General features: G+C 58.4%; 26 protein-coding genes. 12 read left to right on the top strand and 14 right to left on the bottom strand.

Annotated elements, in window-relative coordinates:
- Positions 1 to 2: 2 nt before the first annotated feature.
- Positions 3 to 884, bottom strand: a complete 882-nt coding sequence (locus AC2FMY_RS17620) for a LysR family transcriptional regulator (protein WP_496807814.1) — start codon at positions 882 to 884, stop codon at positions 3 to 5.
- Between the two features lie 144 nt (positions 885 to 1028).
- Here AC2FMY_RS17620 and AC2FMY_RS17615 point away from each other — a divergent pair, with 144 nt between their 5' ends.
- Both AC2FMY_RS17615 and AC2FMY_RS17610 read left to right on the top strand, forming a co-directional pair.
- Positions 1029 to 1451 (top strand): GFA family protein, encoded by a 423-nt coding sequence (locus AC2FMY_RS17615; RefSeq protein WP_496745302.1) that lies wholly within the window; start codon positions 1029 to 1031, stop codon positions 1449 to 1451.
- 30 nt (positions 1452 to 1481) lie between these two features.
- On the top strand, positions 1482 to 1676 hold the full coding sequence (locus tag AC2FMY_RS17610) for a DUF1059 domain-containing protein (RefSeq protein ID WP_480751523.1): 195 nt from the start codon (positions 1482 to 1484) through the stop codon (positions 1674 to 1676).
- 70 nt (positions 1677 to 1746) lie between these two features.
- On the opposite strand, the gene AC2FMY_RS17605 is transcribed toward AC2FMY_RS17610, so the two are convergent.
- A complete protein-coding gene (locus tag AC2FMY_RS17605; RefSeq protein ID WP_496745298.1) occupies positions 1747 to 3438 on the bottom strand; it encodes a thiamine pyrophosphate-binding protein in 1692 nt (563 codons plus the stop codon).
- A gap of 102 nt (positions 3439 to 3540) precedes the next feature.
- On the opposite strand from AC2FMY_RS17605, the gene AC2FMY_RS17600 reads away from it, so the two are divergent.
- The 4 genes from AC2FMY_RS17600 to AC2FMY_RS17585 all read left to right on the top strand — a co-directional run bounded on the left by AC2FMY_RS17600 (position 3541) and on the right by AC2FMY_RS17585 (position 9088).
- Positions 3541 to 4230, top strand: a complete 690-nt coding sequence (locus tag AC2FMY_RS17600; protein WP_480751520.1) for a GntR family transcriptional regulator — start codon at positions 3541 to 3543, stop codon at positions 4228 to 4230.
- Positions 4231 to 4237: 7 nt separating this feature from the next.
- Positions 4238 to 4981: an aspartate/glutamate racemase family protein gene (locus AC2FMY_RS17595; protein ID WP_496745296.1), complete on the top strand. Its 744-nt coding sequence runs from the start codon at positions 4238 to 4240 to the stop codon at positions 4979 to 4981.
- Between the two features lie 135 nt (positions 4982 to 5116).
- The gene (locus AC2FMY_RS17590; protein ID WP_496807813.1) at positions 5117 to 5989 is read left to right on the top strand and encodes an NAD(P)-dependent oxidoreductase; all 873 of its coding nucleotides are present in this window, start codon (positions 5117 to 5119) and stop codon (positions 5987 to 5989) included.
- Positions 5990 to 6022: 33 nt separating this feature from the next.
- On the top strand, positions 6023 to 9088 hold the full coding sequence (locus tag AC2FMY_RS17585) for an aminotransferase class III-fold pyridoxal phosphate-dependent enzyme (protein ID WP_496807812.1): 3066 nt from the start codon (positions 6023 to 6025) through the stop codon (positions 9086 to 9088).
- Between the two features lie 13 nt (positions 9089 to 9101).
- Here the strand turns inward: AC2FMY_RS17585 and AC2FMY_RS17580 are convergent, their stop codons facing one another.
- Positions 9102 to 9575: a hypothetical protein gene (locus AC2FMY_RS17580; protein WP_480751513.1), complete on the bottom strand. Its 474-nt coding sequence runs from the start codon at positions 9573 to 9575 to the stop codon at positions 9102 to 9104.
- Positions 9572 to 9739: a hemin uptake protein HemP gene (gene hemP, locus AC2FMY_RS17575; RefSeq protein ID WP_480751512.1), complete on the bottom strand. Its 168-nt coding sequence runs from the start codon at positions 9737 to 9739 to the stop codon at positions 9572 to 9574. Before hemP ends, AC2FMY_RS17580 begins: the two co-directional genes overlap by 4 nt.
- A 254-nt stretch (positions 9740 to 9993) precedes the next feature.
- Here hemP and AC2FMY_RS17570 point away from each other — a divergent pair, with 254 nt between their 5' ends.
- Both AC2FMY_RS17570 and gph read left to right on the top strand, forming a co-directional pair.
- The gene (locus AC2FMY_RS17570) at positions 9994 to 10908 is read left to right on the top strand and encodes an MBL fold metallo-hydrolase (RefSeq protein WP_496745289.1); all 915 of its coding nucleotides are present in this window, start codon (positions 9994 to 9996) and stop codon (positions 10906 to 10908) included.
- 83 nt (positions 10909 to 10991) lie between these two features.
- Positions 10992 to 11657: a phosphoglycolate phosphatase gene (gene gph / locus AC2FMY_RS17565; RefSeq protein WP_496745288.1), complete on the top strand. Its 666-nt coding sequence runs from the start codon at positions 10992 to 10994 to the stop codon at positions 11655 to 11657.
- Positions 11658 to 11662: 5 nt separating this feature from the next.
- Here gph and AC2FMY_RS17560 read toward each other — a convergent pair whose 3' ends face one another.
- The 5 genes from AC2FMY_RS17560 to pheS form a co-directional block, all read right to left on the bottom strand.
- Positions 11663 to 12517, bottom strand: a complete 855-nt coding sequence (locus AC2FMY_RS17560; protein ID WP_496807811.1) for a 2-dehydro-3-deoxygalactonokinase — start codon at positions 12515 to 12517, stop codon at positions 11663 to 11665.
- 71 nt (positions 12518 to 12588) lie between these two features.
- On the bottom strand, positions 12589 to 12999 hold the full coding sequence (locus AC2FMY_RS17555; RefSeq protein WP_496807810.1) for a cupin domain-containing protein: 411 nt from the start codon (positions 12997 to 12999) through the stop codon (positions 12589 to 12591).
- A gap of 54 nt (positions 13000 to 13053) precedes the next feature.
- Positions 13054 to 13860 (bottom strand): CE1 family esterase, encoded by an 807-nt coding sequence (locus tag AC2FMY_RS17550; RefSeq protein WP_496807809.1) that lies wholly within the window; start codon positions 13858 to 13860, stop codon positions 13054 to 13056.
- 302 nt (positions 13861 to 14162) lie between these two features.
- Positions 14163 to 14459: a hypothetical protein gene (locus AC2FMY_RS17545; protein ID WP_496748503.1), complete on the bottom strand. Its 297-nt coding sequence runs from the start codon at positions 14457 to 14459 to the stop codon at positions 14163 to 14165.
- Positions 14460 to 15533, bottom strand: a complete 1074-nt coding sequence (gene pheS / locus AC2FMY_RS17540) for a phenylalanine--tRNA ligase subunit alpha (protein WP_496748502.1) — start codon at positions 15531 to 15533, stop codon at positions 14460 to 14462.
- A gap of 138 nt (positions 15534 to 15671) precedes the next feature.
- Here pheS and AC2FMY_RS17535 point away from each other — a divergent pair, with 138 nt between their 5' ends.
- Positions 15672 to 15929 carry a hypothetical protein gene (locus AC2FMY_RS17535; RefSeq protein ID WP_496807808.1) on the top strand — a complete coding sequence of 86 codons (258 nt, stop codon included), beginning with the start codon at positions 15672 to 15674 and terminating at the stop codon, positions 15927 to 15929.
- A gap of 83 nt (positions 15930 to 16012) precedes the next feature.
- On the opposite strand, the gene rplT is transcribed toward AC2FMY_RS17535, so the two are convergent.
- The 3 genes from rplT to pyk form a co-directional block, all read right to left on the bottom strand.
- Positions 16013 to 16378, bottom strand: a complete 366-nt coding sequence (rplT, locus tag AC2FMY_RS17530; RefSeq protein ID WP_008756009.1) for a 50S ribosomal protein L20 — start codon at positions 16376 to 16378, stop codon at positions 16013 to 16015.
- A 15-nt stretch (positions 16379 to 16393) separates the two neighbouring features.
- Positions 16394 to 16594, bottom strand: a complete 201-nt coding sequence (gene rpmI, locus AC2FMY_RS17525) for a 50S ribosomal protein L35 (RefSeq protein WP_480751499.1) — start codon at positions 16592 to 16594, stop codon at positions 16394 to 16396.
- 148 nt (positions 16595 to 16742) lie between these two features.
- Complete coding sequence (gene pyk, locus AC2FMY_RS17520) at positions 16743 to 18188, bottom strand: pyruvate kinase (protein WP_496807807.1); 1446 nt, start codon at positions 18186 to 18188, stop codon at positions 16743 to 16745.
- 118 nt (positions 18189 to 18306) lie between these two features.
- On the opposite strand from pyk, the gene AC2FMY_RS17515 reads away from it, so the two are divergent.
- Positions 18307 to 19044 carry an N-formylglutamate amidohydrolase gene (locus tag AC2FMY_RS17515; protein ID WP_496807806.1) on the top strand — a complete coding sequence of 246 codons (738 nt, stop codon included), beginning with the start codon at positions 18307 to 18309 and terminating at the stop codon, positions 19042 to 19044.
- A 10-nt stretch (positions 19045 to 19054) separates the two neighbouring features.
- Here AC2FMY_RS17515 and AC2FMY_RS17510 read toward each other — a convergent pair whose 3' ends face one another.
- Entirely contained in the window at positions 19055 to 19420 is a 366-nt protein-coding gene (locus AC2FMY_RS17510) for a cupin domain-containing protein (RefSeq protein WP_496807805.1), read from the bottom strand.
- A 305-nt stretch (positions 19421 to 19725) separates the two neighbouring features.
- On the opposite strand from AC2FMY_RS17510, the gene AC2FMY_RS17505 reads away from it, so the two are divergent.
- Together AC2FMY_RS17505 and AC2FMY_RS17500 are read left to right on the top strand one after the other, a co-directional pair.
- A complete protein-coding gene (locus AC2FMY_RS17505) occupies positions 19726 to 19965 on the top strand; it encodes a DUF6868 family protein (protein WP_496748498.1) in 240 nt (79 codons plus the stop codon).
- Positions 19966 to 20065: 100 nt separating this feature from the next.
- Complete coding sequence (locus AC2FMY_RS17500; protein ID WP_480751491.1) at positions 20066 to 20380, top strand: DUF1244 domain-containing protein; 315 nt, start codon at positions 20066 to 20068, stop codon at positions 20378 to 20380.
- Here AC2FMY_RS17500 and AC2FMY_RS17495 read toward each other — a convergent pair.
- Positions 20367 to 21557, bottom strand: a complete 1191-nt coding sequence (locus tag AC2FMY_RS17495) for a CaiB/BaiF CoA transferase family protein (RefSeq protein WP_496807804.1) — start codon at positions 21555 to 21557, stop codon at positions 20367 to 20369. The two genes, AC2FMY_RS17500 and AC2FMY_RS17495, sit on opposite strands and share 14 nt — an antisense overlap.
- Positions 21558 to 21642: the final 85 nt, after the last annotated feature.

Here is a 21642-nt window from a genome sequence, read left to right as displayed (position 1 = left end):
CACTACACAGTGACTGTTTCGGCCTGCAATCTCAGCCAGTTCACAAAGGTTCTGACCGCAGGCCGCAATACCCCGGGGCGGGTTTCGACATAGTAGACACCGAAAAGCTTTTCGGAGAACAACTCAACAATACGGCCCGCATCGATGTCCTCTTGAAAGAACGCACGGCTGCTATATGTGATCCCGTCCCCACGCCGCACCGCATTCATGATCAGGTTTCCCGGCATCTGATGGACCACCAAAGGGCGATCCTGCACTACTCCGTGATACGTCAGCCACTCTGCAGCCTCGTTGGTGCCAAGTTCCTGCAACCAGGGCAAGTCCATCAGAGATGCCGGATCGGACAAGTCCCGTCCGGCAACCAGTTCCGGCGCGCCGATCAACACCATGTCCGACAATAGCAACGGCTCGACATCGCTGACCGGGCGGCGCTTGTCACGATACCGGATCGCAATATCGACTCCGCCGGGCTTCAGCTCGACCAAATCGGCAGTCGGGTTTAGCATCAATGTGATGTCGGGATTGCTTTGTTGAAACGCGGCCATGCGTGGAAGCAGCCATTCAACGGCAAACGCGGGCGACATGGTGATTTGAACCGGTCTGTTGGCCAGGCTGTCGGTCAGACGCTCGACACCACGCCCGATAGTGGCAAATCCAACCTCCAGATCCCGCGCAAGCGCTATCCCTTCCTCGGTCAGTTCAATCCCACGCCCAACTCTCGTGACCAGTGGCGTTCCCAGCCGGTCCTCCAGCAATCGAACCTGCTGGCTGACAGCAGCGTGGGTGACGTTCAACCGCCCCGCCGCAAGAGAGAAACTACCGGTTTCGGCTACTGCCGAAAAGGCGCGCAATCCATTGAGAGGGGGAAGTTTCAGCCAGTTCATTCGATAGTATTTCTAACAATTATACAAATTAATTTTGTTGCACGATCCGCCGATTTCCTCAAGTCTCATAGCATACAAGGCGAAGATTTCTTCTAAAGTATGAAAGACATTCTTTACCTTGGGAGGTAATAAAGGAGGTTGGACATGGCCACCGGCTCAACGCAACACGAAGGCGGATGTTACTGCGGCGCCGTCAGATACCGGATCGAACAGGCGCCCGATTTCTCTGCTCATTGCCATTGCCGTTCGTGCCAAATGGCGCTGGGAGGGGCTTTCGTGACCTGGGCCAAGGTTCCGTCCAGCGAGTTCTCGGTAACCAAGGGGAAAATCAAGTTTTGTGAAAAGACGCCGGGAGTCAGGCGCGGATTTTGCGGCGATTGCGGCACCACCCTGACCTATGCCGCAGGTCACGAGGTCGAAGGCCAGGACTGGAGCGGGGACGCCTGGTTCGCCGCCGTGACGCTGGATGACCCAACCATCGCGACACCAAAGAACCATGTCTTCGTTTCACATAAACAACCGTGGATCACCCTGCCGGCAAACGCACCTGCCTTCGACACATTCTGACCCATCTCAAACCCGCGAAAGGAGAACACGATGTCACAGTCGTTTTCATACGCCTGCAAGGATTATCCCGGCATGGAGGCCTGCCCCGGAAAAGTCGTTGCGGCGACCGAGGACGAGGTCTGGAAATTGATGGAGCTTCACGCGGTGGTCGCACATGGCGAAGACCCTTCGGCCTGGAGCGACGAAGACCGTGCCGAATTGGCGAAACTGATAAAGACAGAGTAACTGGTGAAACCCTCGGGACTCCGCCACTTCGCAGCAGAACGGCTCTACCAGAGTCCTTTCAAGACGGCGATCATCCCATCCAGCGTCGTACCGGGGCGTTGCTTTCCTCAAGCGCTTGGCAGACAACGTCGATCAGTGTCGGTCCATCGTGTGCAACCGCCTCGGCGAGCACCTTTTCCAGATCGGCAGGGTTCTCGACCCGCCAACTTTTGACACCATAGGCCGCTGCGATCGCTGCATGATCGGTTTGGTTGAAATCGACGTTGTAATACCGTGCATCCTTGTCCGCGAACTGGCTGGCCTTGATCCAGCCGAAGTTGGAGTTCGAAAACACGACATATGTGATGGGCGCACGCGCACGGCAGACGGTTTCCAACTCACCGCAAGTGAATCCGAACGACCCGTCGCCCATCAGCGCCACGGTTTTCGAGGTTGGTCGCCCGTACCACGCACCCAACGCCGCCGAAAGCGAATACCCCAACGCACCATGTGCCCGGTTGGTAATGAAATGCCGCCCAGGTTTCGGCAACTGATAGTAGGCCGAGAAATAGGGACAACTGGTGCCGGGATCGGACACGACGGTGGCGTCCTCTGGCAACACCTTCATCAGTGCGGCGATCACCCGTTCGGGTCGGATCGGCGCCTGAGAAGACTGTGCGAGTTTCTCGAATACTTCAAATTTGCGCTTTTTCTTTTCTGCAATTGCGGCAGCACCGCCAAAAGTTTTGGCCCCCTGGTCGAACCTGTCTAGCACCGCGTTGACTTCGGCCAGCGCAAGCCGCAAATCGCCTACTACGGCGACTTCGGTTCGGTAATTGGCATTCATCACCATCGGGTCGTTGTCGAAATGGACGATCCGGGTGCCGGGTTTTGGCGCCTCCCACCGAGCCGTCGTGGTCGAGCCGGCACGACAGCCCATGAACACGACCAGATCGGCCGCCTCCATCATTTCCCATGTTTCGTCGGTGCCACCATTGGACCCGACAACACCCAAACAATTCGGATGCGTTTCGGCCAATGATCCCTGCCCCGAGATCGAGGTTGCAACCGGTATGTCCAGCCGGGTGGCCAAGCGATCAAGTTCATCCCAGGCCCGCGCAATGACAACACCGCCACCGCAAACGATCAGCGGGTTCTTGGCCGACACAATTGCCTCGACTGCTGCCTGAGCCGCTCCTGGTGCCGGCACCTGAGGATAAGCAGGATAGGTCGCGGTAGCCGCATCGGCCCAGATGTCAGACACATCAACAGGGTCATATTGAACGTCATAAGGCAGCCCGATATGCGCCGCGCCTGACCGCCCGGTGGTCATTGCCCGAAATGCCGCGCGAACCATGCGAGGAATGTGGTCTGCGCGTTTGATCACCGTGTTCCACTTGGTCAGCGGCGCCATCAGCGCCTCCTGGTTCACCTCGGTCAGTGGGTATTTCCCATAAGACGCCACCGAGATATCCGTGGTGATGCCGAGCACTGCATAAGAGCTTTCAGACGCCTCGATCAGTCCTGGCAGGATATAGGTCGCCCCGCCACCCGATGGCCCCTCGGCCACACCGACACGCCCGGTCACGCGGGAATAACCATCGGCCATATACATCGCGCTGCGCTCATCACGAGTCAGAACGTGAGTGATGTTGTGATCGAGCCGCAGCATGGCGTCGTAGAACGGCAGCGTGGTGTCGCCGCAAAGGCCAAAGATATGCTGCACGCCTTGCGCCTCAAGCATCCGCATCATCGCCTCGGCGCCGTTCATCTGATTGCTCATTTCACTCCCCTGCAGAATCGTGTTCAAAATTGTATACAGAATTGCATTACATCTTGCACACATGTCAATCCCGTCCTAATCTCGGCGCCAAGAGGAGCGGATATGTCCAAGGCAGAAAGCAATGTTGACCGATTGTACGAAGCGTTGCGGCGCATGGCGGCGGATTTCGCCTTCAAGCCGGATGCCCGCATCAATGAAAGTGCATTGGCCACCCAACTCAACGCCTCGCGTACACCAATCCGCGAAGCCTTGAACCGGCTAGTGGCCGAAGGCTTTCTGACCTTTCATTCAGGGCGCGGCTTTTTCTGCCGCTCGCTCTCGCCTGAACTGGTGATGGACCTGTACGAGGCCCGTGTCGCTGTTGAAGTCGAAGCGGTACGCCTGGCCTGCGAGCGCGGAACAGATCATGCGATCACCGCACTGATGCAGGAACTCGAAGACATCGCGCCTGACTATACCCCTGAAGCAGATCCAGAGCAGCTCTTGGCAATGGACGAACGCTTTCACGGTCAGTTGTGCCAACTGTCGGGCAATGCCGAACTGTGCCGGATGCTTGCCAACCTTAATGACCGCATCCGATATCTACGTCTGATCGATCTTCGCAGGCTTCGCGAAACGGCATCAGACAGCAAAACCATGATCTCGGCCCATCGCCGCATTCTGAAGGCTATAGCCACCCGCGACGCGAATGAGGCAACCGTCCAGATGCGCGCCCATATCGAGCGCCGACGCGAAGGCGCAACACAAGCCGTTCGCGACGCTTACGCCCAACTCTATGTCCCTGATTTCTGAGGTCCACATGTCTGTTCATACCGGAGGGAAGACCGTATTTGGCGCCGCAATCGGCATCCTGATGCTGGAAACCCGCTTTCCGCGCATCCTCGGTGACATGGGCAACGCCGCAACCTGGCCATTTCCTGTGCACTACCGTGTGGTACGCGGCGCGTCACCCGAGAAAGTCGTGCGCGGGAACCCCAAGGATCTGCTGGATGCCTTTGTCCAAGCAGGCCGCGATCTGGTCGCTACCGGGGCGGATGGCATTACCACGAATTGCGGGTTTCTTGCACTGGTGCAGGACGAACTGCGTGAAGCACTTGGCGTGCCGGTCGCAACGTCGTCGCTGATACAGGTTCCGATGGTGCAGGCTATGTTGCCGCCAACAAGAAAGCCGGTGATCCTGACGATTTCGAAAACGACTTTGACCGATGCCCACCTGAAAGCTGCCGGAGTCCCGCTGGACACACCCATCTATGGCACTGACGGGGGGCGGGCCTTTACACGCGACATCTTGGGCGACGCCCCCCGGATCGACTTCGAGGCCTGCAGGCTTGACCTGCTGGATGCCGCTGACGAGATCATTGCAAACGAACCGGATGCAGGCGCGATCGTGCTGGAATGCACCAACATGGTTCCGTATGCTGCGGATATCCGCAAACGTACGGGTCTTCCGGTCTATTCGGTCTATTCAATGATCGAATGGTTCCAAGCGGGCCTGATGCCGCGCAAATTCGCACTTGAACTGGACGATCCGCGCCACCTTTAACCCGGAAAACGAGTTTTGCCCCATCCTGAACGCCAGACGGGGTTGCCCTTTGGGCCGGGCTTTGCTTTGTCTCGGCAGAGTATCCCCGGCCGCTCCGATTTATGGTCGCGACCGGGCAATCGGGAGGATCACCAGATGGCGAAAATTGCATTCCTTGGCCTCGGCGTCATGGGCTATCCCATGGCCGGGCATCTTCAAGCCGCGAGCCACGATGTCACCGTTTACAATCGCACACAGGCCAAGGCCGAGGCCTGGGTTGAGCAACACCACGGCGCGATGGCGTCGACGCCTGAAGAGGCTGCGCGCGGAGCCGAATTCGTGATGGCCTGCGTCGGCAATGACGACGACCTGCGCATGGTTTGCACGGGTGAGAACGGCGCGTTTCATGGCATGGCCCACGGCTCGGTATTTGTCGATCACACTACCGTATCAGCCAAAGTGACCCGCCAGCTGTACGAGGCAGGTCAGTCCAAAGGGATTGCCTTTGTGGATGCGCCTATTTCGGGTGGTCAGGCCGGGGCAGAAAACGGGGTTTTGTCGATCATGTGCGGTGGGGATCAGGCTGCCTTTGACCAGGCTGAGCCCGTGATGCAGATCTATGCCAGGATTTGCCGCCGCATCGGTGACAGCGGGGCCGGACAAATGACGAAGATGTGCAACCAGATTGCCATTGCCGGGCTAGTTCAAGGCCTGAGCGAGGCATTGCATTTCGCCGAAAAGGCGGGGCTGGACGGGCGTGCGGTTGTCGAGGTGATCAGCCAGGGCGCGGCCGGGAGCTGGCAGATGTCAAACCGGTACGAGACGATGCTGGATGACCATTTCGACCACGGTTTCGCGGTTGACTGGATGCGCAAGGATTTGGGTATCTGCCTGAATACCGCCAACGAAACCGGGGCATCGCTTCCGGTCACCGCTTTGGTCGATCAGTTCTATAAGGATGTGCAAAAACTGGGCGGTGGCCGTTGGGACACCTCGTCACTGATCAAGCGCCTGCGCGCGCTGGATTAAGCATCAGGTTTTGAAGAGAGGACACCGGAACCGATGAGCGGCGATACGGCATTCTGGGCCGAGGCCCTGCACAGGCATTGGGGCATTCAGGCAAAACTGACCCGTCTGGACGGCGAATTTGACCTGAACTTTCTGGCCGAAGGCATGAATGGGCAGGATCATGTTTTGAAAGTGATGCGTCCGGATTGCGATGCCGAATTGGTGGATCTGCAAATCAAAGCATTGGAGCATATCGGTATTCAAGCGCCCGGCCTGCCCTTTCCGGGCGTCATACCGGCGCTCGACGACAACCGGCTTCCTGAAATCGCGGACAAAGACGGAAAACCGCGGCTTGTCTGGTTGATGGAAAGATTGCCTGGCCGTTGTTATGCGAAATCCGCTCCCAAACCCGAAGATCTGATCCTGAAACTCGGTCGCGTGCTGGGCGCGACGGACCGAGCACTTGCAAGCTTTGATCACGAAGGGCTTCGGCGCGAAGGCTTCAAATGGGATCTCATGCAGGCCGGATGGATTTCCAAACATCTCGACACAATTGGAGATCCGTCCCGACGAGCAATTCTTCTAGAAATATGTAGAGCTTTTGAAGCAGCTTCCTGCAAACTCGCCGATCTGCCGAAACAGGCCATTCACAACGATGCAAACGACTATAACGTTCTGGTCGAAGGCGAGTTGCATGAACGTCGGTCGATTTCGGGGCTGATCGATCTGGGCGACATGTGTGCGGCGCCAAAAGTTTGTGAGGTGGCGATTGCCGGGGCTTATGTGGTGCTGGACCATCCGCACCCAGAACGAGCATTGTCTGCATTGGTTCGCGCATATCACGCCGCGAACCGGCTAAGCGCCGCCGAAGTCGATCTGATCTGGCCGCTGCTCAGAACACGGCTGGCGGTTTCGGTGGTGAACTCCTCACTGATGGCCGCTGAAAACCCCGACGATCCATACGTGACGATCAGTCAGGCCCCAGCGTGGCGGTTCCTGGAAAACACGGCCATTAATGGTGGCATGATGCCCGCGCGCCTGCGCGTTGCCTGCGGCTTGCCGGTGACGGATGGGGCCGAACGCATTCATGCCTATCTTGAGGAACACCGGGGCGATTTCGCGGAATTGTTCGGACAGGATTTGTCACATGCGCCGATGGGGTCCCTTTCCGTCGAAAATTCGTTTTGGCCACAAAACCCGTTCCACATGCCACTGGAAGAAGCCGCCCGCGTGGGCGAAGAGTTTGGTACGGATATGTGGCTGGGCTATTACAACGAACCCCGGCTGATCTACGCCGATACCGCGTTCCGCAAAGGGCCGTGGAAAGCCAGCGACCGGCGCACGGTGCATTTGGCGGTGGACGTTTTCGCCCCGGCTGGCACGATCCTTTACGCGCCGATGAGCGGGCGCGTCGAAGCGGTTGAAAACCGAGATCATCACCTCGACTACGGCGGAGTGGTAATCCTGCATCACGAAACGCCTCAGGGCGATGCCTTCTATACCCTATACGGCCATCTCGACCCCGAGATTTGCGACCGCTTGAAACCGGGCGATCCGGTGGCTCAGGGTTCAGCCTTTGCCAAGCTCGGCGATGCCAGACAGAACGGCGGCTGGGCGCCGCATGTGCATTTCCAGCTGGCGCTGACCACGGCCGGAATGGAAAACGACTGGCCCGGCGTTGGCGATCCGGACGAGATGGACCTGTGGCACGCGGTTTGCCCGAACCCTGCGGCGCTGCTGAACCTGCCTGATGACAAGGTGTCTTATCGCCCGACCGACAAGGCCCAGGTTCTGGCCGAGCGGCAAGCACATTTCGGTGGCAACCTGTCACTGACCTACGACGATCCTGTCATGCTGGTGCGTGGCTGGAAACACCACTTGTTCGACGAATGGGGACGGCCTTATCTGGACGCCTATAACAATGTCCCCCATGTAGGGCATGCGCATCCCCGCGTTCAGGCGGCCGCGGCGGACCAACTCAGGCGGATGAACGCGAACACCCGCTATCTGCATCCGGCACAGACAGCATTTGCAAAAAAGGTTCTGTCCAAAATGCCGGACCACCTGGAGGTTTGCTTTTTCGTCAATTCCGGCACCGAAGCCAACGAACTGGCCTTGCGGTTGGCGCGCGCGCATACCGGCGCCAAGGGAATGGTGACGCCCAATCACGGTTATCACGGCAACACGACCGGTGCGATTGACATCTCGGCCTACAAGTTCAACAAGCCGGGCGGCGTGGGGCAAGCGGATTGGGTCGAATTGGTCGAAGTCGCGGATGACTATCGCGGATCATTCAAGCGGAACGATCCCGAGCGCGCCAAGAAATTTGCGGATCTCGTCGACCCGGCCATCGCTGCCTTGCAGGAGAAGGGCCATGGCGTAGCGGGGTTCATCGCCGAAACCTTCCCGTCAGTCGGCGGCCAGATCATTCCACCCAAGGGATACCTTCCCGCTGTCTACAAGAAAATCCGCGCCGCCGGTGGGGTATGTATCGCGGACGAGGTTCAGACCGGTCTTGGCCGGTTGGGTGAGTTCTACTTCGGTTTTGAACATCAAGGAGCGCTGCCAGATATCGTGGTGTTGGGCAAACCCATCGGCAACGGGCACCCGCTGGGTGTTCTGGTCACGACCAAGGCAATTGCCGAAAGCTTTGACAACGGTATCGAGTTCTTTTCGACCTTTGGCGGGTCTACCCTGTCCTGTCTGATCGGCAAAGAGGTTCTGGACATCGTCGATGACGAAGGCTTGCAGGAAAACGCGCGCCTCATGGGCGAGCGCCTGATGACCGGTCTACGCCAGATTGATGCGGACTTCGCTTGTATCGGGGATGTACGGGGAATGGGCCTGTTCCTTGGCGTAGAATTAATCAACCCGGACGGGTCCGAAGGCACCGAGATCTGTAAATACGTCAAGAACCGGATGCGGGACCATCGGATTCTGATCGGCAGCGAAGGGCCAAAAGACAACATCCTGAAAATCCGTCCGCCGCTGACCGTCGAGGCCGATGACGTTGACATGATCCTTTGGGCCTTACGCGTCGTTCTGGATGAGGTGGGAACCTTCACCCCGGCCCCTGCGTGCGATCACGGCCAGCATCACGCGGGATGCGGTTGTTGCTGATCAGAACCGGTCATCAATGCAGATGCCTGTTTTGGCAGGACAGGTTTCGGCAACCCTCAAAGTGAGTGTCCGCGACACGCCGCAAGGCCAGCCCGAGTTGTTCAGACAGAGCGACTAGGGCCGGTGCAACATCGGCTCTTACGATCAGCGAAGCGACCATAAGGGCGTCTTCCCTTGCCCCCTCCGAAGCAGCCCCGACCATATGGGCGAAACAGCTTTCGTCCGCCCCGAGACATTCGCATTCAATCTCATGCCGCACCAGCGGACGCCGACCATAATGTGCACAGAGCATACAAATCTGGTCCAGCGTCGCTGCCACCGATTGATCCTTTCCGGTTGAGATGGTCAAATCCGAGTTCTGACCGTCGCTCCTCGCTTGGTCTCGATCGCTCCATCGGCGCAGATACATGACCACCCTCGCTTCGATCGGACCCAAATCGGACAGCCGGCCAACCGCGGCCGCACCTCGCGAGATTTGGTTGCTCATTTCGTCAGGATCAGCTTGCCTGCGCGGGTGATGCGCAAGGTATAAAGCTGGTCTCCCAAGGCAATATGGGCGAGGTTTCCACCTGCGGTCAGATCTTCGGCTTTGTGAGCAGGTAGCACCTGAACAGCATAGCCTTGAGAGGGTGTCGGGTTTTGAACGTTCATCGCGTCATCTCCAGAGTCCGGGTCACGAATGCGTTCCACAAAACCGCTGGCGCGTCCGCGTCGCAGCGGCAATACCAGTAACATTCGCTTCCATTTTCATTGCTGGCTGACCCGAATTCCGGGGTGGCTACTGCTCTTGGGTTAATCTGATTATTTTAGTAAGGTAAGTCAAGCGGGGATTTCCAGTATCGGATCTCATCATGTTATTGTTATTCACGTTATTGAATGTAATTATGCGTTCAGGAGGATCCATCATGCTCATGACCCGCCGAACATTTCTAAAAGCAACCGCGGCCACAACCGCCTTGAGTACCAGACCAACCTGGGCCGCAACGGAAATCAGTCTGGGCCAGGCCCGGATCGTCAGCCTCAGCGACGGCCATCTGACTGTCCCGGCCGAGTTTTTCTTCGACGCCATGCCACAGGATCAATTGGCCCCGATTCTAAAAAAATACGGGTTGACCGGCGATCTGATAAAGCCCCCCTGCAACGTGACGCTGCTCCAAACCGGAAACAGGAATATCCTGTTTGACGTGGGCGCTGGCCCTGGATTTCAGGATGGTGCCGGCAAGCTGTCAGAGGCGCTGGGTGCAATCGACCTAACCCCCGAAGACATCACGGATGTTATCTTCACCCATGGTCATGCCGATCACCTGTGGGGCGCTCTGGATGACTTTGACGAACCATTCTTCATCAACGCACGACACATGATGGGGAAGGCCGAATGGGACTATTGGTGGAACCCGAATACTGTCAATGAAATCGGTGCCGCACGTCAGACCATGGCAGTTGGAGCAAAACGCCGGTTGGATGTGCTTGAAGACCGCATCGAGCTTTTTGATGATGGAGAGGAGATCCTTTCTGGCGTCGCTGCGCGCGCAACCCCTGGCCATACGCTGGGCCATATGTCATTCGAACTGCGCAGTGGGTCTGAATCCCTGATGATCGTTGGCGATGCGCTCATTAACTTTCACGTCGCATTCGAGCGGCCTGATTGGCACTCCGGTTCGGACCACGATCAGGAAATGGCCGCCGCGACACGTGTGCAACTTCTGGACCAGCTGGCCTCGCAGCACACCCGGATCATTGGGTTTCATCTCAGTCATGGCGGCATCGGGCATGTTGATCGAAGCGGCGATGCCTATCATTTTGTTCCGCTGAACTCATAGCCAAAACTAAGACGACATTCTGTTTCCGGTGGATTTTCTGGCGCGGCGCTGTCACTGGTAGGCTTGACAAGACCGGAGATGTCATGACCACACCCATCGTATTCGACCTTGACGGCACCCTGATTGACAGTGCGCCGGATATCGCGGCGGCGGTCAACCGGATGCTTGAGGCAGAGTGCGTTGCGCCACTTGACCTGGCAACGGTAATTGGCTTCACCGGGAACGGCCTGCCTCATCTGGTAAAAATGGTGATCCATCACTGCGCCTTGGATATTGCCTCTCATCCTCGGCTTACACAGGTAACACTGGATCACTACAAAGCCGCGCCAAGCGAAATGACCGTTTTATATCCTGGCGTCAGGGACGCTTTGCAAGCGCTGAAATCCCGTGGACACGCCCTTGGCATCTGCACCAACAAACCTGAAGGCGCGGCCCGGCTGGTTCTGGATGACCTGGGGTTGGCCCCATACTTCGATGTGGTCGTCGGAGGCGATACCCTGAATGTTCGCAAGCCCGACCCAGCCGCCCTTTGGGCCGCATTCGATGCCTTGCCCAACGGCCCGCACCTTTATGTCGGTGACAGCGAAGTGGATGCCGAGACCGCGCTACGCGCCGAAGTGCCGTTCTTTCTATTCACCCAAGGCTATAGCAAACGTCCTGCCGAAGAACTGCCGCATTCTGCGCGCTATGACCACAGCAGCCATTTGCCGGAACTGGTCGAAAGGCACTTGGTCGCCCTCGCAAAATAGTCTCGTCAGACGACAAGTAAGCGCCAGGCCTCGATCAAACCCTGCAGCGTCATGCGCGCCTCATCCGCCAGTGCCGCCGGCGCGCCCTGTGCCGTCAGAGCTTCCACATACAGGCTGGCCAGAGGATCGTCACCGATCACCGCCAATTGTTGACCCAGCCAGAAAGGGCGCGCAGCAGCCAGTTCGGCCCCGATCAGGGCGCCGAAAATACGGGCGCGGGCCGCCTCGGGCTCCAACCCGTTCATGACACCATCGGCATGAACGCCATAAAGGCGTGCCAAAATGCGTTCGGGTTTGGCAATGGCATCCTCAAGCGCGGCGATGAAAGCTGGCCGGTCGAACCCCTCTGTCATCAGCGCCAAAGTCGTGGCCGGGACATGCTTCAGGGCCGAAAGCATAGAGCCGGTGAGAAAAGTCTGGAAACTGACAACCTCTCCGGCACTGACATGCACCCATCGACTTTGCTGTCCGGTCAGACACACAACCCCGTCCCAGTCCTTGTTGAGCGCCAGAAATCCCGCCACGCGGGTTTCGTCGCCCGTCATCATGTCTGGCGGCGTGGACTGTCGTATTCCCGGCACCATATGCAGGTTCACCCGGTCGTCGTCCAACGAAACCGCCCAAGTCCCATCGGAGAAGGGTCTACAGGGAACCGCCGGGCCCAACGGCCCGAGCGCGCCGCAGGTCACCACCGGAACAGCGCCCTGCCCCAACCAAGGAAAGACAAGATCGATCAAGGCGTCTCTGTCAGTTTTTTCGACACCTTGCTGCTCGACCCGGTCCAACACATCCGAACCACGCATGGCCCAGGCCCGCTGGCGGGTCTGGCCCCAATCCACCGCAATCCATTCGGGCGCCATCCGGTTTTCTCCGTTCCGATCCAGGTTTGAACCGTTCTAGGCCAGCAAGTCACCCGATGCCATCCCCGGGCTTATTCGGAAACGGTGTTTTCCGTTCCTTCCGCACCGGAAAACACGACTAGAACGCGCGCAATATCCGCGCCCGTATTGGTGCCTTCGTGTGGCGATCCGAATGCTTCGACCAGCGCATCGCCCTGATTGTAGGTTCTGATGCCGGCGTCGCCGTAATCCACCGTCAACTCACCTTCCAGCATGTAGCCCGTCAAAGGCGCCTCATGCCGGTGCAATCCGGTTTTCTGCCCCGGCTGCATGGTGACGATTGCAACCGTGATCTGCGGTGTTCCTTCAGGATATTGCAGAGGCTCCCCCAGAATGGAGGTTTCCGTTTGCAGCAGCAGCTGCACCGGCGGATAAGTATCCTTGGCCCAGACACCAGACGCCGTCGCGCCGATCAGCAAAACAGTGGGCAGTATGGATTTCATGTCGAATCTCCTGTTCGAGCTATGAAGGTCGCCGTGTGAATGGTGCGACATTGGCTAGGGATAGGATAATGGCAATCCCAGCAACTCGTCGAGTTGCCGCGCAATCCAGCCATGCGGGATGAAATGCCCGCCGGGATGAGTGTCAAGCGTCACCCGCCCCCCGTCGCAATCATTCCACGCCACGCGCGAAAGTTTCAAATACGGCACCACCTGCCAATCGCCCTGCGGCGTTGCCTCGTGACACCCGTTGCGTTGCCGCCAAAGGGCTACCGGATAGGTCGTGTCGCCGCCGGGGCCAAAGGGAAAGCTCATCACCGTATCATCAAGGCCATGCACATGGCGCACCTCGGCTGGCCCTTGCGGGCAGTCCTCGGTCTGGTTCAACGTGCCTGCGATGGCAAGCAGGGCGGCAACGTGATTGCCCGACTGGCAGACATAGCGCCACGCCATGGCCGAGCCATAGGAATAGCCCGAGACATAGATGCGGTCGAGGTCGATGGGATAGGTCTTGGCCACATCTTCCAGAACCCTGTTGGCAAAGGCCACATCGTCGGTGTCAGAGGTCCAGAAATCCCAGGTCTTGCGCCGCCCGTTGGGCGCAACCAGCAGGACCCCGCGCTTGCGGGTGGCGCTGGCGATACGCTGGTGATTGACCACCACGGTGCCCTGCCGCGCCCAGCCGTGGAAATGCAGCAGCACCGGCAGAGGCGTCTGCCTGTCCCAGCCGTCAGGTTCAAGCACGTGATACGAGCGGTCACCGAGATCACAGGCGGTATCGCCGTGGCATTCGGATTTCCAGGGCCCCATGGCAAAGGCGGGCGTGGTCATCAGCAGGAGAAGGCAGAACAATCGACGGATCATGTGCCCGACCCTAACGCGACAATCCGCCCTGTCACTTAACATATCGGTGTAGTCCGAACGTAGGCCGGGCTTCAGCCCGGCACCCACCCATCGCACATGGCGGGCTGAAGCCCGCCCTACATCAGTTAAAACATCAAACCGGGCCATCGCCAGATCGCGGGATGGCAATCAAACCTTGAGCTGGGCAGTTTATGGTCGTCAATTTTGTGTGTCGTTGAAACTGGGCACCTGCGGAGACAAATCGCCAGCCCGTCCGGGCGGTCTCGCGATGGCGCGGCGGCCTATCGGCCTTTGCGCCGCGCCTACTTTTTGAAGCGATCAATGAGTTTTTTGGTTTTCCGCAACTGCGATTGTTGATCGCGCACGGTTTGGTCCCGTTTTTCCCAGACGCGGTGGTGTGCCAGCATGAAGAGCCCGTGAAATGGCGTCGCAGCAAGCAGAATAAGGATGCTCATCCATCCGGGAAGGAAACTTGCGAACCCGCAAAACACCAAAAACCATCCAAAAAGCAGAGCGAATCCGACCCATCGATGATTGCGCCCGGAAAACGCAAAACACCAGTCGTAATATTTAGAGAGATATACTCCCAGAAAATACACCTACCGACTCAAACCACCATGCAGGTTCGGCATATCCAGCGCCGCGAACCCATAGTGGCGCAGCCAGCGCAGGTCGGAATCAAAGAACGCCCGCAAATCCGGAATACCGTATTTCAGCATCGCCAGACGGTCGATGCCGATGCCAAAGGCAAAACCCTGATAAACCTCAGGGTCGATCCCACCGGCGGCGATCACCTTGGGGTGGACCATGCCGGAACCCAGAATTTCCATCCAGTCGTCGCCCTCGCCGATCTTCAGCTGGCCGTTATCCCAGGAACAGCGGATATCGACCTCGGCCGACGGCTCGGTGAACGGGAAGTGCGAGGCACGGAAGCGCAGTTCGACGTCGTCGACCTCGAAGAAGGCTTTGACGAACTCTTCCAACACCCATTTCAGGTTCGCCATCGAGATGTCCTTGTCGATGGCCAACCCCTCGACCTGATGGAACATCGGCGTGTGGGTCTGGTCATAGTCGGCGCGGTACACACCGCCCGGACAGATCACGCGGATCGGCGCACCCTGCAGTTCCATCGACCGGATCTGCACCGGTGAGGTATGGGTGCGCAGCACGTGTGGCGGGCGGTTGTCACCCTCGGCACGGTGCATATAAAACGTGTCCATCTCGGCCCGTGCAGGGTGGTGGCCGGGGATGTTCAAAGCGTCAAAGTTGTGCCAGTCGGTTTCGATCCGGGGCCCTTCAGCGACCGAGAAACCAAGCTCGGCAAAAATCGCGGTCAGTTCCTCACTGGCCTGACTGACCGGGTGCAGCGTGCCCTGACGGCGCGGGCGCGTGGGCAGGGTGACGTCCAGCCATTCGGTACGCAAACGCTCATCCAGTGCAGCATCCGCCAATGCTGCCTTCTTGGCGGCCAGCGCCGAGTTGATTTCGTCCTTCAGCGCGTTCAGCGCTGGGCCTGCGACCTGACGTTCTTCGGGCGTCATCTTGCCCAATTCGCGCATCTTCAGCGCCACTTCGCCCTTTTTGCCCACGGCGGCGACACGGATCGCCTCCAGCGCGGTTTCGTCGCCTGCCTCGGCAATCTGCCCCAGATACTTTACCTTAAGATCGTCCATGACGGTCCCCTGAATTTGGTCCAGAACCTGCTATCGGCCAATGGCGCTGAATGCAAGACAAGCGCGGTATCGCAAGGCACATTCCGGCAAATCGGGCCGGGTTGGCCATAGCTGGCCTGATGCACGAAACCCTCAGTGGTGCGCCATAGTGGACGCGCCTGCCCGACACAGGGTGAAATTTCCACCCGTTTCAGGCAAACTTGCATCCGACAGCTCGAAAGCGACGGTGCTGAAATGCTGGAATACGGGATTGCCATAAAGAACGCGACCGGAGGCGGCGGCGGGTCAAAAGGGTTTGATCTGTCGGGGCTGATGGAGTCTGTCACCTCGGACCCGACGGCACTTGTGATCGGCGGAGCAGTTGCAGCCGCAGTTCTCTGGTTTCTTCTGAGCTGATCCGCTGAACCTTTCCCGGCTCAATAACGAAAAAGGCCACCCCCAAAAAGGAGCGGCCCTGTTCACTGTCTCTCAAAAGAGGGTCAGGCAGCCAGAGCAGCCTGTGCCTTGGCGACGATCGCGCCGAACGCTTCCGGTTCGTGCACGGCCAGGTCGGCCAGAACTTTGCGGTCCACTTCGATGCCGGCCAGGTTCAGGCCGTTGATGAAGCGGGAATAGGTCAGAGCCTCGTCATGGCTGCGCACAGCAGCGTTGATCCGCTGGATCCACAGCGCGCGGAAGTTGCGCTTGCGATTCTTGCGGTCGCGGGTTGCGTACTGGTTGGCCTTGTCGACGGCCTGACGGGCAACCTTGAAGGTGCTCTTGCGGCGGCCATAGTAACCTTTGGCGGCCTTGATGACCTTCTTGTGACGGGCGTGAGTTACGGTTCCACCTTTAACGCGGGACATCTCTCAAATCTCCTCTTAGCGGTCGTAGGGCATGTAGCCCTTGACGATCTTGGCGTCGGGGGCGGACAGGGTGGTGGTGCCACGGGCATTGCGGATGAATTTCTTGTGCCGCTTGATCATGCCATGACGCTTGCCGGCCTGGGCCGTCAGGACCTTACCGGTCGCAGTCACCTTGAAGCGCTTCTTGGCGCTCGACTTGGTCTTCATCTTGGGCATTTCCGTCTCCTTCATTCGGGTTCGGTCTTGACGCGACTCGGCATGCCACATCGGCCGGTCGCGCGGTCAGAGGCGCCGTTTACGCAAGTCCGCGCAAACTGGCAAGGGGTTTCGCACATTTTCAGGCGCGAAAACTCCGAAAACGCGCTTAGCCCGGATCGGTATTATAGATCAAGCGTTCATCGCAGGGGGCAACGCGCAGGATGTTGGTCGTACCGGGGACGTTGAATGGCACACCCGCCGTTACTACGATCTGATCGGTTTCCGTTGCGAAACCGCCAGCGCGGGCGGCACGGGCCGCGTTGACGACGGCACTTTTGAACCGCTCCAACTCGGGCGTCATCACGCAGTTGCAGCCCCAGCTCAGGCACAGGCGCCGCGCGGTTCCGACCAACGAAGTCATGGCGATGATCGGCACGCCGGGACGCTCGCGCGCGGTCAGCAACGCTGTTGTGCCGCTTTGAGTGAAACAGCAGATCGCCTTGATATCGGTCTTTTCCGCAATCTCGCGCGCGGCGGCGACAATGCCGTCGGCGATGGTCGTTCCCTTGGCGCTGCGGGAGGCATTGATGATCTGCGAATAGGTCGGATCGGCCTCGACTTCGATCGCTACCTTGTTCATCGTCTGAACCGCCTCAATCGGATAGCTTCCGGCCGCCGATTCCGCACTGAGCATGATGGCGTCGGTCCCTTCGTAAATCGCGGTTGCCACATCGGAGACCTCCGCTCGGGTCGGCATCGGGCTTTCGATCATGCTTTCGAGCATCTGTGTCGCCACGATCACCGGTTTGGCCGCAGCCCTGCATTTTCGCACCAGGCGCTTCTGAATCGGCGGCACCGCCGACACCGGCAACTCCACCCCCAAATCACCGCGCGCCACCATGATCCCATCCGAGGCATCCAGGATTTCGTCAAACGCCTCGACCGCCGCAGGTTTTTCGATCTTTGACAGTATGGCGGCGCGACCGTCAGCAAGTGCGCGGGCCTCGAAGACATCCTTGGAGCGCTGAACAAAGCTCAACGCCAGCCAATCCACCCCCAACTGACAGGCGAATTCCAGATCAGCCCGGTCTTTTTCAGACAGCGCCGCAAGTGGCAGCACTACGTCCGGCACGTTCACGCCCTTGCGATTCGAGATTGTGCCCCCGGTTTCAATCGTACAATCGGCAAATTCGCGGCCACAACGGTCCACAACCAGTCGAATCTTACCATCGTTGACCAACAGATGCGCGCCGGGTTCCAAAGCCTCAAAAATTTCTGGATGCGGCAGGCAAACTCGGGTTGCGTCCCCTGCCGCCTGATCCAGATCCAGCCGGAAGGTGGCGCCTTCCTCCAATTCTACCACATCCTTGGCGAACACGCCCACACGCAGTTTCGGCCCTTGCAGGTCAGCCAAAATCGCAATCGGGCTATCCAGATCCTTTTCCACCTGCCGGATGATCCGGTGTTTTTCGCGAATCTCGTCATGGGTTCCATGGCTCATGTTCAGCCGGAATACGTCGGCGCCCGCCTCGTGCAGCGCGCGGATCATCTCGTAAGTGTCGGACGCCGGACCCAGCGTCGCCACGATTTTTACATTTCTCAGGCGTCGCATCGACCTTGCTCTCCTTAATTCGGCTTCTGTTATCGCAAACAGTGATCGGCTCGCTTATCGCGCAATTCCCTTTCTCAGGCAACTGCCCTACACCTGCGACAAACAAGATGACAGGCTGATGACATACACCCCTTTTTTCGTACATGGCGAGGACCGCCCGTCCCGCTGGCTGATTACCTGCGATCATGCAACCAACATGGTTCCTCCCGCCATCAACGGCGGCGATCTGGGGCTGCCGCGTGAGGATATGGAGCGCCATATCGCCTATGATGTGGGTGCCTATGAGGTGTCGAAACATTTGGGTGAAATCCTGAACGCACCGGTGATCGCCGCCAACTTCTCTCGCCTTGTAATCGATCCAAACCGGGGCGAGGACGATCCGACCCTGCTGATGAAACTCTATGACGGCTCGATCATCCCCGGCAACCGCCACGCCGATGCCGAAGAACGAGAAAAACGGTTGGACCTTTGCTATCGCCCCTACCACGACGCGCTTGGGCGGATGGCGGCACTGCCACACGCTGTCATTGTGTCGATGCACTCCTTTACCCGGCAACTGCGGGGCCGGGACCCGCGCCCTTGGCATATCGGCGTTCTGCATACCGAGGATGAGAGGTTTTCTCGCCCCCTGATCAATCACCTGCAGGCAGAGCCAGACCTGTGTATCGGTATCAACGAGCCCTATACCGGGATCTTGTCGGGAGACGCGATTGACAAGCACTGCACCGCACACAATCGCCCTAACGCACTGATCGAGATCAGGAATGATCTGATTGCCGATCACGCAGGACAACGCGCTTGGGCCGAAAGGCTGGCCCCCATTCTCGAAGGGGCGCTTCACGACAGCGGTGTGTGAGCCTCTCGCGCTAGTCGAACTGGACGATTACCGCTTCAAAATCTTCTTCGCCCATTACGCAGGTGTGGTGGCCCTTGCCGTGACGATCCTCCATGTGCCAGACGTCTCCGGGGCCAATGTCGCGTGTTTCGCCATCACTCGCTGTGACCCGGACTGTTCCGGCCAGACAGATCAGCTTTTGCCGCACCGGACTGACGTGGACCGGCTCATCCCAGCCCGCCCGGAGTCTTAGAAACAACATCTGTCGCGCACGTTCTGGGGCAGATATTTCAATGCTTTTGGCTGGCGGAGCAAAGGCCTTCTCCTCCAGCGCAACCTCGACGGTCTCCCAATGGCTTTCACCTGTCTCATCTGCGAAAAGTCTGAAATATCTCACCGTTTACTCCCAACATGCCTTTGCTCCCATCCGACACTGAATTCCTTCGAAGACACCGTGGAACGCCTGCAAAAAAACATGCCGGGCGAACTCATAAGCTGCAAGGCAAAACCATCGTCCAGTTGTTTTGCAGTTCGGTTCGCCTTTCTGCCCTCAAAGGGCTGGGCATTTTGTGGCGTCACCCAAAATCAACCCGTCCTTGCCTAAAATCACTTGTGACGTCAGGTCGGATTGGCCGGGCGCTCTCCGCGCATTCTTGTGAGTGCATCCAGTTACCCCCATATCGAAAAGGAAAGGAGACGACCATGACTCAGGCAACCCTGGCGACGGTCTTCGGCTGGATGACGGTCTTGAATATCAGTATCTTACTCCTCAGCACATTGATGGTGGTTGCCTTGCAAGACCGGATCGCGACCATTCATGGCAACATGTTCGGCATGGAAAAGACAGAGGTCAAAAAGGTCTATTTCCGATATCTGGCTAACTACAAGATTTTGACGCTGGTCTTCTGCCTTGTGCCGTGGGTGGCGTTGAAACTGGCCTGATCCCGTGATCGATGTGGTGGCCACCTCATGGCCTCCGATTATTGTATCGCCGGACAAGTGTTGCTACCTCAAGGCCAAGTCACTCACACGGAGCCCACGCATGGACCAGCAAACCGAAATCGAAGTTCAGGCCGCAGCCTTCCGCCGCCTTCAAAAACACCTGATGGAAGATCGCACGGACGTACAGAATATCGACCTGATGAATCTTGCCGGGTTCTGCCGCAACTGCCTTGCACGCTGGTATCAGGAAGCGGCCAACGAAAAGGGCATCGAAATGGACAAGAACGAGGCCCGCGAGATCTACTACGGCATGACCATGGACGAGTGGAAAACCAACTACCAGACCGAAGCCAGCCAAGAGAAACAGGCTGCCTTCAAGGTCGCGTTCGAGGAAAACGTCCTCAAGAAGGGCTGAACACTATACCACGCGCAGCCAGGTCGTCGAATGCGGCCGCGTCGACACCAAATTCCTCCAATATGGCGCGGCTGTCCGCGCCATGGGCGCGGGGTGGGTTGGTCAATGCAGGCGCTCCGAAATCGTAGGTGAAGCCCGCCACGGGAAACCTGCGATCATCCACCTTTTGAATGACGTTTCGCGTGGCCAGCTGCGCCTCGTCTAACGTTTCTTCTAAACTCCGTACACGAGCCGCCGGCACGTGGTGTGCGTTGAGCACCTGCTCCCATTCCTCAGCCGTTCGCGAAGCCATGGCCTGCGCGATTGCGGCGGAATCCGCCTCTCGTCGTTTGCCGATTTCAGCGCGGGGCGTTTGCAAGATTTCTTCGGCAAGCTCATGCTTGCCGATCGCCCGCATCAGGTTCGCCATCTGAGTATTGGTGTATGCTCCGATCATCAGCAAACCGTCCGCAGTTTCGAATGTCGCATAGCCGGCAAGCGAAGGGTCGTTGTTACCATGTGGTTTTGGCGCCTTTCCAGTTGCCAATGCGGTCATCGAGTTAGAGTTCATCATCATCAACGCGCAGTCGGTCATTGCCACGTCGATCCTCCGTCCCTGCCCTGTCGTCGCGCGCCCAAAAAGCGCCGCTGAAATCGCCAGCGCGGCCTGCGCCCCGGTTCCGTAATCTACCATGGCCGGTCCGACACGAATTGGGGTGCCGTTCACCTCGCCATTGGCGGTCATGACCCCTGTATAGGCCTGTATTACCACGTCATAGGCCGGATGGCCTGCCTTCGGCCCTGTCGCACCGAACCCGCTGATGGCGCAATAGATCAGATCAGGTTTCAAGGCCGCTAGCCGATCATATCGCAATCCCAAAGCTTCGACTGCGCGGGCCGTATAGTTTTGCACCACGACATCTGCGGTTCGAACCAGCCGGTCAAAGATCTCCCGACCCTCGTCCGATTTCAGATCAAGCGCCAAGGTGCGTTTCCCAGCCCCCTGCGCTTGAAACCCCAACCCCATGCCAATGGCGTTCAGCGCTGCATCCGCGCCCTCCGCACGGGTCATGTCGGGTTGCGTCACCGGTTCTATCTTTATGACCTCGGCCCCAAGAACGCCAAGTTGAAAGGTACAAAACGGTCCCGCATAGACATGCGTAAGATCAAGCACTCGTATTCCCTTGAATGGCTGCATGTTCCGCCCCTCCCACATTGAACCTAGGGGCGAGGGATTTCGTACACTGGGCAGTTTGCGCCAACTCGCTGTCGCATTCATTCCG

Source organism: Ruegeria sp. YKSE079 (assembly GCF_059612845.1).
Note: the sequence above shows the minus strand (reverse complement) of the source record. Positions and strands in the feature narration are given on the sequence as shown.